At 36.9% G+C, this 13,808-nt stretch carries 17 protein-coding genes; 3 read left to right on the forward strand and 14 right to left on the reverse strand.

Features of this window, described 5'->3' with window-relative positions; genetic code table 11:
- Positions 1–69 precede the first annotated feature (69 nt).
- Both ACQKN4_RS21155 and ACQKN4_RS21160 read right to left on the reverse strand, forming a co-directional pair.
- Positions 70–822 (reverse strand): TIGR01457 family HAD-type hydrolase, encoded by a 753-nt coding sequence (locus ACQKN4_RS21155; protein WP_079561499.1) that lies wholly within the window; start codon positions 820–822, stop codon positions 70–72.
- The gene (locus tag ACQKN4_RS21160; protein ID WP_079561498.1) at positions 819–1,271 is read right to left on the reverse strand and encodes a DUF86 domain-containing protein; all 453 of its coding nucleotides are present in this window, start codon (positions 1,269–1,271) and stop codon (positions 819–821) included. Before ACQKN4_RS21160 ends, ACQKN4_RS21155 begins: the two co-directional genes overlap by 4 nt.
- Before the next feature lie 88 nt (positions 1,272–1,359).
- Between ACQKN4_RS21160 and ACQKN4_RS21165 the strand changes: the two genes are divergently transcribed.
- On the forward strand, positions 1,360–1,626 hold the full coding sequence (locus ACQKN4_RS21165; RefSeq protein ID WP_427484737.1) for a DUF3055 domain-containing protein: 267 nt from the start codon (positions 1,360–1,362) through the stop codon (positions 1,624–1,626).
- A gap of 236 nt (positions 1,627–1,862) precedes the next feature.
- On the opposite strand, the gene ACQKN4_RS21170 is transcribed toward ACQKN4_RS21165, so the two are convergent.
- From ACQKN4_RS21170 to ACQKN4_RS21210, 9 genes are all read right to left on the reverse strand, one after another.
- Positions 1,863–2,057, reverse strand: a complete 195-nt coding sequence (locus ACQKN4_RS21170; protein ID WP_079561496.1) for a hypothetical protein — start codon at positions 2,055–2,057, stop codon at positions 1,863–1,865.
- Positions 2,058–2,121: 64 nt separating this feature from the next.
- The gene (locus ACQKN4_RS21175; protein WP_427484738.1) at positions 2,122–2,649 is read right to left on the reverse strand and encodes a D-glycero-alpha-D-manno-heptose-1,7-bisphosphate 7-phosphatase; all 528 of its coding nucleotides are present in this window, start codon (positions 2,647–2,649) and stop codon (positions 2,122–2,124) included.
- A 458-nt stretch (positions 2,650–3,107) separates the two neighbouring features.
- Complete coding sequence (locus ACQKN4_RS21180; RefSeq protein WP_079561494.1) at positions 3,108–3,461, reverse strand: YutD family protein; 354 nt, start codon at positions 3,459–3,461, stop codon at positions 3,108–3,110.
- Positions 3,462–3,493: 32 nt separating this feature from the next.
- A complete protein-coding gene (gene lipA, locus ACQKN4_RS21185; protein ID WP_079561493.1) occupies positions 3,494–4,417 on the reverse strand; it encodes a lipoyl synthase in 924 nt (307 codons plus the stop codon).
- A 104-nt stretch (positions 4,418–4,521) separates the two neighbouring features.
- Positions 4,522–5,325 carry a sporulation protein YunB gene (gene yunB / locus ACQKN4_RS21190; protein WP_079561492.1) on the reverse strand — a complete coding sequence of 268 codons (804 nt, stop codon included), beginning with the start codon at positions 5,323–5,325 and terminating at the stop codon, positions 4,522–4,524.
- Between the two features lie 23 nt (positions 5,326–5,348).
- Positions 5,349–6,458, reverse strand: coding sequence for an HD-GYP domain-containing protein (locus ACQKN4_RS21195; protein ID WP_427484739.1), 1,110 nt, complete (start codon positions 6,456–6,458; stop codon positions 5,349–5,351).
- A 38-nt stretch (positions 6,459–6,496) separates the two neighbouring features.
- Positions 6,497–7,864 (reverse strand): bifunctional metallophosphatase/5'-nucleotidase, encoded by a 1,368-nt coding sequence (locus ACQKN4_RS21200; protein WP_079561490.1) that lies wholly within the window; start codon positions 7,862–7,864, stop codon positions 6,497–6,499.
- 256 nt (positions 7,865–8,120) lie between these two features.
- Complete coding sequence (locus ACQKN4_RS21205; RefSeq protein WP_079561489.1) at positions 8,121–8,942, reverse strand: sulfite exporter TauE/SafE family protein; 822 nt, start codon at positions 8,940–8,942, stop codon at positions 8,121–8,123.
- Positions 8,942–9,799, reverse strand: coding sequence for a DUF72 domain-containing protein (locus ACQKN4_RS21210; RefSeq protein WP_427484740.1), 858 nt, complete (start codon positions 9,797–9,799; stop codon positions 8,942–8,944). The genes ACQKN4_RS21205 and ACQKN4_RS21210 overlap by 1 nt, the downstream gene beginning before the upstream one ends.
- Positions 9,800–10,406: 607 nt before the next feature.
- On the opposite strand from ACQKN4_RS21210, the gene ACQKN4_RS21215 reads away from it, so the two are divergent.
- Complete coding sequence (locus ACQKN4_RS21215) at positions 10,407–11,231, forward strand: GNAT family N-acetyltransferase (RefSeq protein WP_427484741.1); 825 nt, start codon at positions 10,407–10,409, stop codon at positions 11,229–11,231.
- Positions 11,232–11,297: 66 nt separating this feature from the next.
- Here the strand turns inward: ACQKN4_RS21215 and ACQKN4_RS21220 are convergent, their stop codons facing one another.
- The 3 genes from ACQKN4_RS21220 to ACQKN4_RS21230 all read right to left on the reverse strand — a co-directional run bounded on the left by ACQKN4_RS21220 (position 11,298) and on the right by ACQKN4_RS21230 (position 13,117).
- Positions 11,298–11,900, reverse strand: coding sequence for a nitroreductase family protein (locus tag ACQKN4_RS21220; protein ID WP_427484742.1), 603 nt, complete (start codon positions 11,898–11,900; stop codon positions 11,298–11,300).
- A gap of 97 nt (positions 11,901–11,997) precedes the next feature.
- Positions 11,998–12,597: a DsbA family oxidoreductase gene (locus ACQKN4_RS21225; protein ID WP_427484743.1), complete on the reverse strand. Its 600-nt coding sequence runs from the start codon at positions 12,595–12,597 to the stop codon at positions 11,998–12,000.
- A 70-nt stretch (positions 12,598–12,667) separates the two neighbouring features.
- Positions 12,668–13,117 (reverse strand): Rrf2 family transcriptional regulator, encoded by a 450-nt coding sequence (locus ACQKN4_RS21230; protein WP_079561560.1) that lies wholly within the window; start codon positions 13,115–13,117, stop codon positions 12,668–12,670.
- Positions 13,118–13,440: 323 nt separating this feature from the next.
- Between ACQKN4_RS21230 and ACQKN4_RS21235 the strand changes: the two genes are divergently transcribed.
- Complete coding sequence (locus tag ACQKN4_RS21235; protein ID WP_427484744.1) at positions 13,441–13,791, forward strand: hypothetical protein; 351 nt, start codon at positions 13,441–13,443, stop codon at positions 13,789–13,791.
- The last annotated feature ends 17 nt before the right edge of the window (positions 13,792–13,808 follow it).

Raw genomic sequence — 13,808 nt, forward strand, 5'->3', positions numbered from 1 at the left:
TTGAAAAGTAAATTTAAACCCGATTTCATCTCACACCTATAGAAAATGGGAGACTTCGGATGAAAGAAGTTAAATTAATGCTTCAACCACATAAGTAGGTTGCTGTTCCTTCTCAAGTACAACCTTTGAAGGTGTAACACCTGTATTTACATGGATTGTGTCACAGCCAAAACGAATCCCACACATAATATCTGTGTCGTAATTATCGCCAATCATCACCATTTCATCTTTCATAAAGCCATGCTCTGTCGCAATGACTTCAAGCATTGCAGGGGATGGTTTACCGATATAGAGTGGCTCAACGTCTGCAACCTCACCAACTAATCGGGCAAATGATCCATTACCAGGGAGGAATCCATGTTCTGTTGGGAATTTAATATCTTGATTCGTAGCTATAAACGTTGCCCCATTTTGCACAGCAATCGTTGCCTTCGCAAGTGCCATATAATCTAGATTTCGATCAATCCCCATAACAAATACCTCTGGCTCATCCTCGGTAGGTTCAATGCCTTCATTAAATAACGCTTTACGAATACCATCAGAACCTAACATGGCTACTTTTTTGCCAGGGAAATTCAAGGCTACATATTTCGCTGTAACTAATGCACTAGAGTAAATATGATCTAACGGTGCATTCACACCAATAGCGTTTAAAGCTTCCTGCAGCTGCTCTCTTGTCTTAGAAGAATTGTTTGTTACGTAAAATGGCTCAATTCCAGCTTGTTGTAACTGATGTATAAAAGTTATCGCAGAAGGAATTCCATCCTTCCCACGGTACACTGTCCCATCTAAATCAAAGCAATAGGCCTTGTAGGTTTTCATTGATGATCCTCTGGTAAAAATGCTGAAACAGGGCCAAGTTCATTTGTTAAGTAACTATTCACAGCTGGTGAGAATTGTTTTAATGCTGGTAAAGTAGCTGTTAATACATTCACAACTCCTTGAACATCAACATCTGTAAATTCACGAACAAGCATTTTACGTAAGCCAACTACTGCTTTTAATGGTTCTTCCATTTCAGTAGATACGACTTTTTCATCGATTAAAATATCAATAATATCCTCATAGCTTCCTGGATCACGCATAATGAAACCGTCAATCATTAAATTTCCAACATCCATCATTGACTCCATCACATTGTGACCAATTCGCTCGATTGCTAATTCCTTAATATCGTTTTCTAGCCAGCTATTTTCTGACTCTAAAATAGCTAATAGCCCATCTAAGTACTGTAAATTTTTTGTGATTTTATTACGATCTACAAAATACACAAGGAAAGCCCCCATTCAAATCTTTAAAAGTTGATAGTCATTTCTCTTCTATAGTACCATATCTATAGGACTGGAAGGAGATTAAAAGATGGAACGTTTTTTTTTATATGATGATGTAGAAGATACAAAAACACGCTTTGTTAGTTTTGCTGGGGAAAAGTTACGTTATGATTTAGCCATTTTGCAATCGGGTCGTTTCTTTGGGAAAGTGCTTGTCATGGACATCCAATTTGGGCGCTTTGCAATAATCGGTCCAGATGATGTAGAAGAGCCTGGCTATCTTGAACACGTTTATAATCGTACAGAGGAAGATACAGTCGAGCTACGAGAATATTTACGTGAATTATTAAATTAACACCATTCAAATTCGTGTTTCATGAGAAGACAAGCTGAAACCTAGATGGTGTTTATGGAACACGAATTTCGAGGCTCCTCACAAAATGCTGGTGGATCATGCAAACAATTAAGAATTAAATACAAAAAAAATTCCGCTTTTCTGCAGACATAAGGATATACTTTATGCACTGTACTACAGAAAGAAGGCGGAATTTCTTTTGTAAGAATCTTATTGAGGAGCATTGTATCGTGCCCCTACTTTTCATTATTTATAGTAGCAGGATTATCCTTATTGTGAGGCTTGTCTTTGTTTTCATTGTCGTTTTGTTTTTTGGCTTGTTGATTTTGCCCAATTACTCCTAAATCATCCACACTAATATCAAAGCCAAATCCATATTCTTCTCGATCTAACGATTTTTTATTTTCTTTAGTCAAATTAATCACCTCCAATAAATAAATTATCCTTTTTCAAATGTTTTATACGCTTTTTCTTTCTATCTCAACAACACTAGCTTTAAGCTGTTGCATCCTTAATAATCCAATCAGCAGCACTAATTAAATCTGGAAAAACCGCATCTGCGAGCGGATCTTTTGCACCTAAAAACACTCCCTTAGTTCCTGCTCGTTTCCCTGCTATAATATCTGTATCCGTATCTCCAACCATGTAGGATTTTGCCAAGTCTATATTATATTTTTCACCAAGGTCAACGATTAATTTACTATTAGGTTTACGGCACGCACAGCCAGACTTTGGTTTATGGGGACAATAGACGACTTCATGGATAGTGGCACCTTCTTTTTTCAATTCCTTCACCATATGCTCATGAATTTTTTGAAGCTTCGTTTCTTTCATATATCCCAATCCAACGCCGCCTTGATTGGTTACTACAAATATATAGTCAAAGTATTTATTCAATTTTTTTATTGCTTCCGGAACATGAGGTAGGAAATAAAGTTCATTAGGTTTGTTTACAAATTTAACGCGATCCGTTAATACTTCATTGATGACCCCATCACGGTCCAAAAATACAGCTTTTTTCATCTAAACAACACACACCTTTAATATAAAATAAGTAGGTTGCTATAAAAGCCAAGTATACAGGCTCATTTCCATAGCGTGAGGTTGATTTCCGTTCCGGCTGGGCGCTTTGCCGCTGACGCTTCGCTTTCGCGCAGAGCAGAGCTTCCTGGGGGCGTCCGATGAGCCGCTTCGCTTCGCTGCAGGGTCTCGGGCCAACACTATGTTGGTCACGAAGGCGTTATCACAGGATGTGATGATTTTAGCCTTCGTTCCTCAATTGCTGATCCCCAAGGAGTCGCCCAGCCTCCACTCCAATCAACTTATCTCATTCTGAATATGTTTTATTAAGTGCCAACCCAACGTGGGTGAAAAGCCAAAAATAAAACAATTTATTGTATTCACTTTTATTATTACCATTTTTTAAAAACCTATCACTACAAAGTAAAAACCTGATGCAAATTGCATCAGGTTTTAAATGTTTATTCTGCTATTTGTTCATTCTCAGCAAGCTTTGTCACTTGACTATCTTCACTTACTACAGCTACTGGCTGCTGAGTAGATTTACCGGATTTGCGCAAGACGAAATAGGCACAGCCAAAATTACAATACTCGTATAGGTAATCTTGTAGTGTACTAATCTTTGTATCGAAAGTGGCTTTCTGATTTTTATCGTCAAAAAAGCCTTTTAAGCGCAATTGATTATAACCCCAGTCGCCCACAATATAATCATATCTAGCTAAAATATCCGAGTATCGCTCTTGGAACACTTCCTCTTCGAAAGCTTCTCGGTAATCTTTTATAAGCTCGTATTCATATCCTTCAATAGTAATCAAAGTGACACCACCTTCCATTTCAACATTTGTTTTTACAGTTCTGTTTGTAATTGACGTTCTTTTGTTGCTTCGTTTACTTGTTCATCAGCATGATAGCTACTACGTACAAGTGGGCCTGCTTCACAATGCTTAAATCCTTTTTCCATTGCGATTTTACGAAGTTTACCGAACTCTATTGGTGAATAATACTTTTTAACAGCTAAATGCTTTTTCGTCGGCTGTAAGTATTGACCAATTGTCATAATATCTACGTCAATTGCTCGTAAATCATCCATAACTTCTAAAATTTCTTCTTCTGTTTCACCTAAGCCTATCATTAAAGATGATTTCGTAGGGATGTCTGGCTGCATCTCTTTTGCCAAACGTAGAAACTCTAATGAGCGCTCATATTTTGCACGAGCACGTACTCTTGGCGTTAAGCGACGTACGGTTTCAATATTATGATTTAAAATATCTGGCTTCGCATCCATTAATAATTGAAGGTTTTCTTTCACGCCACCTAAATCGGACGGTAAAACTTCAACCGATGTAGCCGGACTTTTACGACGAATCGCACGCACAGTTTCAGCTAATACTTGCGCACCGCCATCCTTTAAATCATCACGCGCAACCATTGTAATAACAACGTGCTTCAAGTTCATAATAGCAACAGAATCTGCTACGCGTTCTGGCTCAGCTAAGTCTAATTCATTTGGTAAGCCTGTTTTAACAGCACAGAAACGGCAAGCACGTGTACAAACAGATCCAAGAATCATCATTGTTGCTGTACGGCGTTCACCCCAGCATTCATGAATATTAGGACAGCGTGCTTCCTCACATACAGTATGCAGATTTTTTTCTCGCATGAGCTTCTTTAGCCCTTTATATTCATCATTTGTGTTTAGTTTAATTTTTAGCCAATCTGGCTTTCTTAAGTATTCTTCTTTCTCTTTACTTGTAGGTTTACAAGATGTCATACGATATCGCCCCTATCAGAAATGTGCATTTTTTCTATTAACTATCTTCACTGTTGTCAATGTAACATAATATATGAACTCCAACAACTATCACAGTAACATTTCTATTCTTTAAAAGGCACAGGTATTTCAAGGGACGGCTGTGTTGCTGAATCACCACTTGAATAAACATTTGGCACTTGCCCCTTTGTTAAACCCATTGCCACCGGAATATCCTGAGAAACTGTAGCTGTTTTACTAGCAAAAGGGACAATAATTTGTACATTTACCTCTAAATGAATTCCTACCTGAACAAATGCACTATTAATACCATACTCCGTTATTGAAGAAGTAACTTCACTATGCACATTTCCAACTACGTGAAAGCGTACCGGAATTTTAGGTCCTAAATTCCCGAGTAAAGGAATATTGGCAGCCTGGCTAATAGGTACATAAAAAACAACTCCATTGCCTTCTTTTATCTTGTTAAAATCATATTCAACATTATCAAGATTCGGTAAGTTAGACAAGTCACCTTCCTCAGCCTGCTCTAAATTCATTTTTACTTGCTTTACCGTTTCGGCACGGACTCGATTAATTACTTCAGTATTAATTTTCAAATCCGAGTTGTTGCCAGGGGAAACCTCTACAAGAACATCATTAATATCTAAAGCATTTGATGTGGCATTACTTACAACATAGGATGCAATCTTATTCGTTTGTATTTCAGCATATTCTAAGTAGGTTGGCATAAGCCGTTCATTCAGAAAATAGATAAATAAAAAAATACCAACAATAACGCTTACAATTAAAAGGGGTATACGATTCAACCGTTTTTTTCCCCTTTTGCTATAGTTACCATGCTGACTATATGATCGTAATTTCATCCTTTTTCGAGGGAAAAACAAAAAAATCTCCTCCTGTTCCATAACGTATGAACAGGAGAAGATTTTTATTCGATTTTCGATGGGACAACGTAATCCGCTTCAACACTTTCAATGATTACGTTTGGGTAGTCCACTAAATTAACTTCATATGTAGCTGCTAATATTTGATTTTGCTCCTCAAAAATACGAATCCACGGCATTGCTGGATCCAATGTATTTTGTCTTGATACGATACCTCGACGGCCGTCCGATAATTTTAAAATAACACCGTTAGGATAATGGACCACAGACATTTTCAATGCATTGACAACACGTGCATCGTATATAGTGCCAGAGCCTGCTTCTACAATTGCTAGGCCCTGAGAAGGTAGCATTTTTTCACGATATACCCGGCTTGTCGTCACTGCATCAAAGACGTCAGCAACACCAATAATTTTTGCAAACGGATGGATTTCAAAATCAACTAACCCCCGTGGATAGCCACTCCCATCAATCCGTTCGTGATGTTGGAAGGCACAATGTGCAACAATCAATGATATGGTATGTAAATTTCGTAACAAATCAAACCCATATCGAGTATGCTGCTTCATTGTTTCAAACTCGTCAAACGTTAGGCGCCCAGGTTTTGTCAAAATCTCTTTTGGTACCATAAGCTTCCCTATGTCATGTAACAAAGCGCCAATTCCAATTATACGTAAATCCTCTGCTGAGTAACCAAGCTCTTTAGCAATCGCTATCGAATAAAGAGTGACTTGAAAGGAGTGTTGATATAAATATTCATCAAATAAATATGCATCTGTTAGTATTGTTAAAATTTCATCATTGCCACTAACTACCGATAGTAACTCATCTACAATTGAGAGAATTGCCTTTGATTGTTGGTCAAGCACATAAGAGGCATTTACTGGACTTAAACCATCGATTGATTGGAAAGAATTTTTAATGGTTGAAATCGTTTTATTTCGAACAACAGTTGGGACTGTTTCCTCTACTTCAATACCCTCAGAAATTTTATCGTCAATATACAAATAATGAATATTTAATTGTTGAAGTCTTTGTATGATACGTTCATTAATGACAACATCTTTTTTTAAAAGAGGGTGTCCCGCCTCGTTCCAAATGGTTCTTGCTAAGACCATTCCTTCTTTTAATACATCGATTGAAATTAACCGCATGACCTTTTCCCCAATCCATTCTAAAAGCGTTTTATCTATTAGTGCTTAAAGAATCTTTGCCCATAATCTATCATAATATTTCGTAAAAATTCTGGTAGAATATATTTTTTCTTAGCATATTTAAAGCTTGGATAAAAATAACCAAACGTAAATAAATCAAGTGTGACTAATTTATAAATTCGATCGTTATCTGCAAGCTTCCCATTGATCAGTAATTGGCGATCTTCATTCATTGAAAAGCCATACGTTAACATCTTCCCAAAGATTACGCCTCTAAACCCTAATCCTTTAAGCTCAATATAAGGCCATTCTTCATTTTTAGATTGCTGGAAAATTTCTTTCATCTCAGCAACCGATAATTCAATCGTACATAAATTTATAGGATGTGGGAAAATTCTATGCAAATCAAGTGCCGTCACTGTTCCCTTAGGTAAACCATCTAAAAAAATACCCGCGTTAAATAACGCACAATCCGCTCCACTTTTCTCCAAAATAGCTCGCGCGAACAAATCGGATAATTGCGAATAATGGAACCATTCTTTGTTGTACGATTTTTCTGTAGTGAATACTGGCTTATCGAGTAATCGTTTGCCCTCATCTTCTAAAAACTGAACGATTTCATGTTCATTTTTAACCGTAGGCAAATCTTTATTATGAATTAAGAAATCCTCTTTTTCAACAATTTTCCTCATTTTTTTGTCATATTCTAACACAAGATGGCCCGTATATTGACCAAATTTCCCCCCACCAGTTAATAAAACGCCATTAATCAGCTTTCCATTCGGGAGAACATGATGTGTATGTGAGCCGAATATAACATCTATTTCTGGGCATTCCTCAGCTAAAAGCTCATCCTCTGTTATCCCTAAATGCGACAAACAAACTATAATATCTACTTCTTTACGAAGCTGATAGGCTAAGTGAATGAGTGAGTTTCGTGCCTCATCAATCTCCCAGTTTAATTCCTTATAATAAATTTCAAACATAGCCGTTGCTGCAATAACTGCAATCTTTGTGCCATAAGCAGTTGTTAATACAACATACGGTTTCATCCAAGCTGGATTTGTTCCATGTGAAGCATTTACATTAGCAACTACTACATCAAAAGCTGCTCCATCATATAAATGATACAGCTCCTCATGGGACAATGTTATACCTTCATTATTACCGATTGTCACAACATCGTAGCCCGCTTCATTTAATAACTTCACATTGCCCTTGCCAACTGTTGCTTCTGTATAAATATTTGAACGATCTAAATGATCGCCGACATCAAATAAATAGCTTGTCTCTCCCATGTTTGTAAGCTTTGTACGCATTTCTTTCACATGACTTTGCATTCGTGGCCAATATTTAAAATGACTATGCAAATCATTCGTATGAAAAACATGAATTTTTTCCAGCAATTAAGCCACCTCTTCTTTAAAATAGCTTCTATGTCTGTAGAAGAATTGCTATTAAATAATCAGACTTTAATATCATTATAAAGTTCATTTACAGATACTTCCAATCTATATTGGCTCATCATCAAAAGTTGTGGATGACATTTGTTAAAAGTATTCCTTGTATATAAGTTAATCTTCGTTCCAACTGGGCGACTCCTTTGGGATCAGCAATCGAGAAACGAAAGCTAAAACCATCACGTCCTGTGAGAACCCAATATTACAATAATCCCTCGATAATAGAACGAATTCCTAATAATAATAAAATAACTCGAAGTGCTACTACAAGCGTATCTGATTTAATTCTTTTATTTAATGCTGCCCCTAGCTTTGCTCCAATATAAGCTCCTGGAATAACAGGAATCGTATAAAGCCAAGGCACATTTCCTAAATAAATATGACTCGCTGAATTAACAAGCGACGATAAAAATACTAGGAACATCGATGTTGCTACTGCTACATGTGGTGGGAATAAAAATAAAATAATCATGGCAGGCACAATCATCGAGCCTCCACCGATACCAAATAATCCTGAGGCAAAGCCAATACAAAACGTTAATACAATGGCAAACCAAATTGGATACCCATATACATAGGTATTTCCTTCTTGATCTTCGAACTCTCGTTGCATACCGTTTTTTACAAACCATTCTACTGGTTTCAATTTATCACGTACAAGTAATATCGTCGCTAAAATAATAAGTAAAATACCAAAATATAAATTAAATGATGGTAAATCTAGCCCCTTATTTACCCATGCGCCCAGCATTGTGCCCGGAATACTCCCTATAAAAAAAATCCAACCACTTTTGTAATCTACTGTTTTAGATTTCATATAACTTAGTGTAGAAGCAAGTCCAGTGAAAATCATCATGACAACAGATAATCCAACTACTTTTTGAGGAGTGATCTCTGGAATCATCCCTAGATTTAACCCGACGAATAATGTCGCTGGAACTAAGACAACTCCTCCGCCAAGCCCAACCAATGAGCCAATTACCCCAGATAATAATGCAATAATAACTAAAAGAAAAAATTCCATTATAGTTCCCCTTCAAACATGTTTAATTGTTTAGGCGCTAATCCTACATCACTAATCGCTAAAATTCCTTGGAACTCTTTTGCATTTTTAGCGGCATGAAGCCCTGAGTTATTATTAAATAATACATATAGATCCTGCACTTCTGATTGGAGATGTTTTATATGCTGTCCCATCTGCTGCAACTCTTCCCTATTATAATCATATAAAAAGCGAACTTTCCGCCAGTTTTCGGCATTCCCGGTATTGCGCCATCCATGAATATTACGTCCATGAATGCGTACAAGTGCCTTTTTCGCAGTAGCCGTAGGATAAAATGGTACTGAGCCTACACCAGCCTGCGGTTCATCACAAATCGTATGAATGAATTGATGCTCTCGTAAAAAGTCCATTGTTTGCTGCACTACATTGTCTGCATACCATGTTCGATTGCGAAACTCAATAGCTAAATCAAAGCTTTTAAGCTGCTGCCTAATATACAATAAATATTGTACATTTTTAGTCTGACAGTCAAACCACGGTGGGAATTGTGCTAATACCATCGCTAGCTTCCCATGACGTTTAAATTCATTGGCACATTCGATAAAGGCATTAAACATGTCATTCTTCGATTCAAACGGTATGTCGCCACGTAAATGACCAGTCATTCCTTGATAAAGCTTCACAACAAAACGGAAATTTTCGGGTGTATCCTCACACCATTTCCGAACATTCTCTTTAGAAGGTATGGCATAAAAAGAGGTATCTACCTCTACCGTTAAAAAATGACCTGTATAATCGAATAATTTGTCCTTTGAGGCAGTCACTCCACTATACAGTGAAGGATGATCGCCCCAACCAGTTAATCCAACTATAATCATGTGACTCCCTCCTTCATGTACATTTATCATAGCATACACCTTCTAATTAAACGTATCTTAAAAAATCATAGCTCATAAATAAGGTAAAGATGGATATTACCACAAATTACCTTTACGACGAAATATAGGATTATCATCAAAATGTGGAGTTGATTTCCGCTCCGGCTAGGCGCTTTGTTGCTGCCGCTTCGCTTTCGCACAGTTAAAACATTTGCCGCTGACGCTTCGCTTTCGCGCAGAGCAGAGCTTCCTGGGGCGTCCGATGAGCCGCTTCACTCGCAAGGCTCGCTCCAGGGTCTCGGGCCAACAGATGTTTTTTGCGCGAAAGCGTAGTGCTAACGTAGCGGCAGCAGCAGGATGTTTTTTGCGCGAAAGCGTAGTGCTAACGTAGCGGCAGCAGCAGAGGGTTTTGTTTGTGCGAAAGTGCAGCGACAGCAACAGCACCGATGTTGGTCACGAAGGCGCTATCACAGGATGTGATGGTTTTAACCTTCGTTCCTCTATATCGCTGATCCCCAAGGAGTCGCCCAGCCTCCACTCCAATCAACTTATACACATAATATACGTTTTATTAATTATCATTCTGAACGTGAAAGGATAGATGTAAATGATTACTGAACTGCAGAAAAATAAATTTTACAGGTGTAAAGCTTTGTTAAATGAGCACGGTCAATTAGAAGTAAAAGCTGTCGTAGAGGGAGTGAATCCTGGTCGAATATTTGCGGATCAAATCGATTCACCACAATCAGCACTTATTTGGTTAGGGAACAATGATGGATTTCTCTTTATAGGAAATGAAGATAATGAACAATTTAATAATCAAATTAACGACTTTATTGATCAGGTAATTGTACCAGAGGCGAAAAAAGTGGGATTGTATTACTTCGAAGGCATTGGTAATCATCAAAAGTGGAATAAAACGATTGAAAAAATATTTAAGCATCAGGAACTTGGTAGTTGGAAGCAAAGAGTATATAAGCTTCATAAAGAAAACTATAAAGCCAATAATGTGCCAAATATTAAAGAAGGCTATACTGTTTTAAAAATGGATAACGCTCTGTTTGAAGATAACACAATTAAAAACCCCGCATTTTTACACTCTAAAATATTATCGTTTTGGGCTTCAATTGAGTGTTTCTTGAATACAGGGATCGGATACTGTATCGTTTACGATCGTTACATTGTTAGTCTTTGTTTTTCAGGCTTTGTCGTTGAGAATACCCACTGTATTGACATTGAAACATTAGAAGCTCACCGAGGAAATAAATTAGCCCAAAAGTTAGCTCACTATTTTGTAAAAGATTGCTTAACGCAAAGTTCGGTTCCATATTGGGATTGTATGGACTCAAACAAACCATCCATCGCTGTAGCAGAAAATATAGGGTTTTCCAATGTTTTCAACTATGTAGGATACGAGTTTTCATTCTACTAATATGTTAGAAACCCCATTAAGTGAACCGTGTCCACTTAATGGGGTTTAATTGTAGTTATATTTTAATTAATAAAACTTCACTACATCTTCAAAAGGTAAAGAAGTTTTTTCTCCTGGTTGTTCATTTGGTTCACCAAATGGCATTTGAGCTACAAGACTCCATTCTGCAGGAATATCCCAAGTTTGTTTAACTTCCTCGTCAATAATTGGATTATAGTGCTGAAGAGATGCGCCAATTCCTTCAGTAGTTAAAGACATCCATGTTGCGTATTGTAACATTGCATTTCCTTGATGTGACCAGAATGGGAATTGCTCTTTATAAGAAGGCGCGTTTTCTTGCATTTGTTTGATTGTTGCTTGGTCTTCAAAGAACAAAATTGTTCCTACGCCATCTTTAAAGCCTTGTAAGCGCTCTTCAGTCGCTGCAAAATTTTCAGCTGGCACACGTGCACGTAATGTTTCTTTGACAATGTCCCAAAACTTTTCGTGTTCATTATCCATTAATACTACTACACGTCCACTTTGCATATTAAATGAAGACGGTGCATGTACACTGATTTTTAATAGCTCTTCAATTTTTTCTTTTGTAATTGCTGTGTTCTTTTTCACCTTACGGATTGAACGACGATTAATAATTGCTTCTTTTAAATTAGTTGTTGTTACTGACATTTGTATTTCCTCCAAATTTTAATAAGATTTATTTATCTACATAGATTTTTACAAGTAGCTTTATTTTATACACTACTGTTTAAATCATTTACATAACCTACTTTTTTAATTGCTGATCGATCACTTGTGCTAGTCTTTCTTTACTAGCTAATCCTTGGATTATTTCATCACCAATAATTAATGTAGGAACGGCAGTAATATTCGCCTCTTCATAAGCATGCTTTAAAGCTTCTTGATGAGCTTCCCGATATTTACCTGAACGTAAAGCTTCTTTGAATTCTCCTGTAGGTAAACCTACCGCATTCGCTAATTGAGTTAACACTTCTACATCCTCAATATTTTGTTCTTCTTGGAAAAACGCTGTGAAAATTCTATGATGAAATTCATTTCCCTTTCCATGCACCTTAGCAAATTGATATCCTTCAAAAGCTAAATTTGTATAAGGATGTGGGGATACACGCGGTAATCGCATATCAATCCCTAGCTTTTTAGCTGTAGGGAGAATATAGGAATCCCATGATCCTAATTTAGCCGGCTCCTTCCAAGGGTCAATTTTCGGATATGGTTCAGGTCTTAACTCAAATGGCATCCACTCTATTTCAATATTCTTTTCATTTGCAATCTCATCTAATGGCCCTTTCCCTAAAAAACAGAAAGGACAAATAAAATCCGAATATGCTTTTATTTTAAGCGTCACCCACTAAAACCTCTCTTTCTCTTTTAATTGTAACCATCTTAGTTACAACTAAGTCAAATAAATAATGCATTCAAGAATGCATTTTTTGTGATTGTTGAATCTCACGGATTAAAGATGTAATTACTTGCGCCATAGTAATATTGGCTAATACTTGTTCCATAGCTTCTTGTGCTTGCACTAAAATCAGCTCTAACACAGCCTGTATATTGGCACCTATAGGACAATCAGGATTTGGATTTTCATGTAAATGAAATAACTGATCTTCTTCTACAACTTCTACTGAACGAAAAACCTCTAGCAAAGTGATGGCCTCTAGATCTTTGACCAAAGAAGCTCCACCTGTTCCCCGGCGCACTTGCACTATACCTGCCTTTTTAAGATAGGATACTATTTTCCTAATTACTACCGGATTTGTATTTACGCTCTCCGCCATAAATTCCGATGTACAAATGGTCGATGGATTTTGCTTGATGATTGATAAAATATGAACAGCGATTGTAAAACGACTGCTAATTTTGATCTTCATCACCTCCAGCTGTAACCATTATAGTTACAACTTGAAAATAAGTCAACTATTTTTGAAAAAAATATTATATATGACAAAACTATTTTATACGATGCTTGGGCACTTTTGAGACCGCCACATTCGCACTTCTCATGGAGATATAAGAGTACTAAGTAATAATCGAAGCTTCAAGACTACAAAATATTACCTTTATAGCGTTATAATTACTTAATAAGTAAAGGACCGCCCTCTAGCAGGTTCCCTTATTTCACTTTTTAAGTTCTGGAAGCTTAATATTCTAACATTTTAATAAAAAAAGAAAATAAGTGAGGATACAAATGTTCATTATTATTGGTTTGAGTATCTTTTTTCTAATCATTCTCGTCACGCTATGGCTATTACCATTGAAGTATCAAAAAATTGAATGGATTGAAACGAACGCACAGATTATCGAAAGTGATTTTTCACACCGAACAGTTGCCAATGAGGTTACATATGCAAAAGGCGAATCACAACGTAGGGTGAAGCTGACAGTACAATTTACGTCATTCCAAAATAAACCTATCACCGTCACGAGCAAAGTATGGACGCATACGAAAAATCGTCCTTTTTTTGAGGAAGGACAATGGATAACGATTCTTTATAATAAAAGGAAGCCCAATCTGTTTAAACTCAAATATAAAATATAGAAGGTATCATTGGAAAA

The sequence above is a fragment of the Lysinibacillus sp. NPDC093692 genome (assembly GCF_050280125.1).
In the GTDB taxonomy this organism is placed as follows: Bacteria; Bacillota; Bacilli; order Bacillales_A; family Planococcaceae; genus Lysinibacillus.

Coding starts and splice junctions, on each gene's coding strand:
- lipA (WP_079561493.1), bottom strand. CDS start 4,417: ATGACATCTTGTAAACCTACAAGTAAAGAGAAAGAAGAATACTTAAGA.
- ACQKN4_RS21195 (WP_427484739.1), bottom strand. CDS start 6,458: ATGCGGTTAATTTCAATCGATGTATTAAAAGAAGGAATGGTCTTAGCA.
- ACQKN4_RS21210 (WP_427484740.1), bottom strand. CDS start 9,799: ATGATTATAGTTGGATTAACTGGTTGGGGCGATCATCCTTCACTGTAT.
- ACQKN4_RS21215 (WP_427484741.1), top strand. CDS start 10,407: ATGATTACTGAACTGCAGAAAAATAAATTTTACAGGTGTAAAGCTTTG.
- ACQKN4_RS21235 (WP_427484744.1), top strand. CDS start 13,441: ATGTTCATTATTATTGGTTTGAGTATCTTTTTTCTAATCATTCTCGTC.
- yunB (WP_079561492.1), bottom strand. CDS start 5,325: ATGGAACAGGAGGAGATTTTTTTGTTTTTCCCTCGAAAAAGGATGAAA.
- ACQKN4_RS21165 (WP_427484737.1), top strand. CDS start 1,360: ATGGAACGTTTTTTTTTATATGATGATGTAGAAGATACAAAAACACGC.
- ACQKN4_RS21205 (WP_079561489.1), bottom strand. CDS start 8,942: ATGGAATTTTTTCTTTTAGTTATTATTGCATTATTATCTGGGGTAATT.
- ACQKN4_RS21155 (WP_079561499.1), bottom strand. CDS start 822: ATGAAAACCTACAAGGCCTATTGCTTTGATTTAGATGGGACAGTGTAC.
- ACQKN4_RS21175 (WP_427484738.1), bottom strand. CDS start 2,649: ATGAAAAAAGCTGTATTTTTGGACCGTGATGGGGTCATCAATGAAGTA.
- ACQKN4_RS21220 (WP_427484742.1), bottom strand. CDS start 11,900: ATGTCAGTAACAACAACTAATTTAAAAGAAGCAATTATTAATCGTCGT.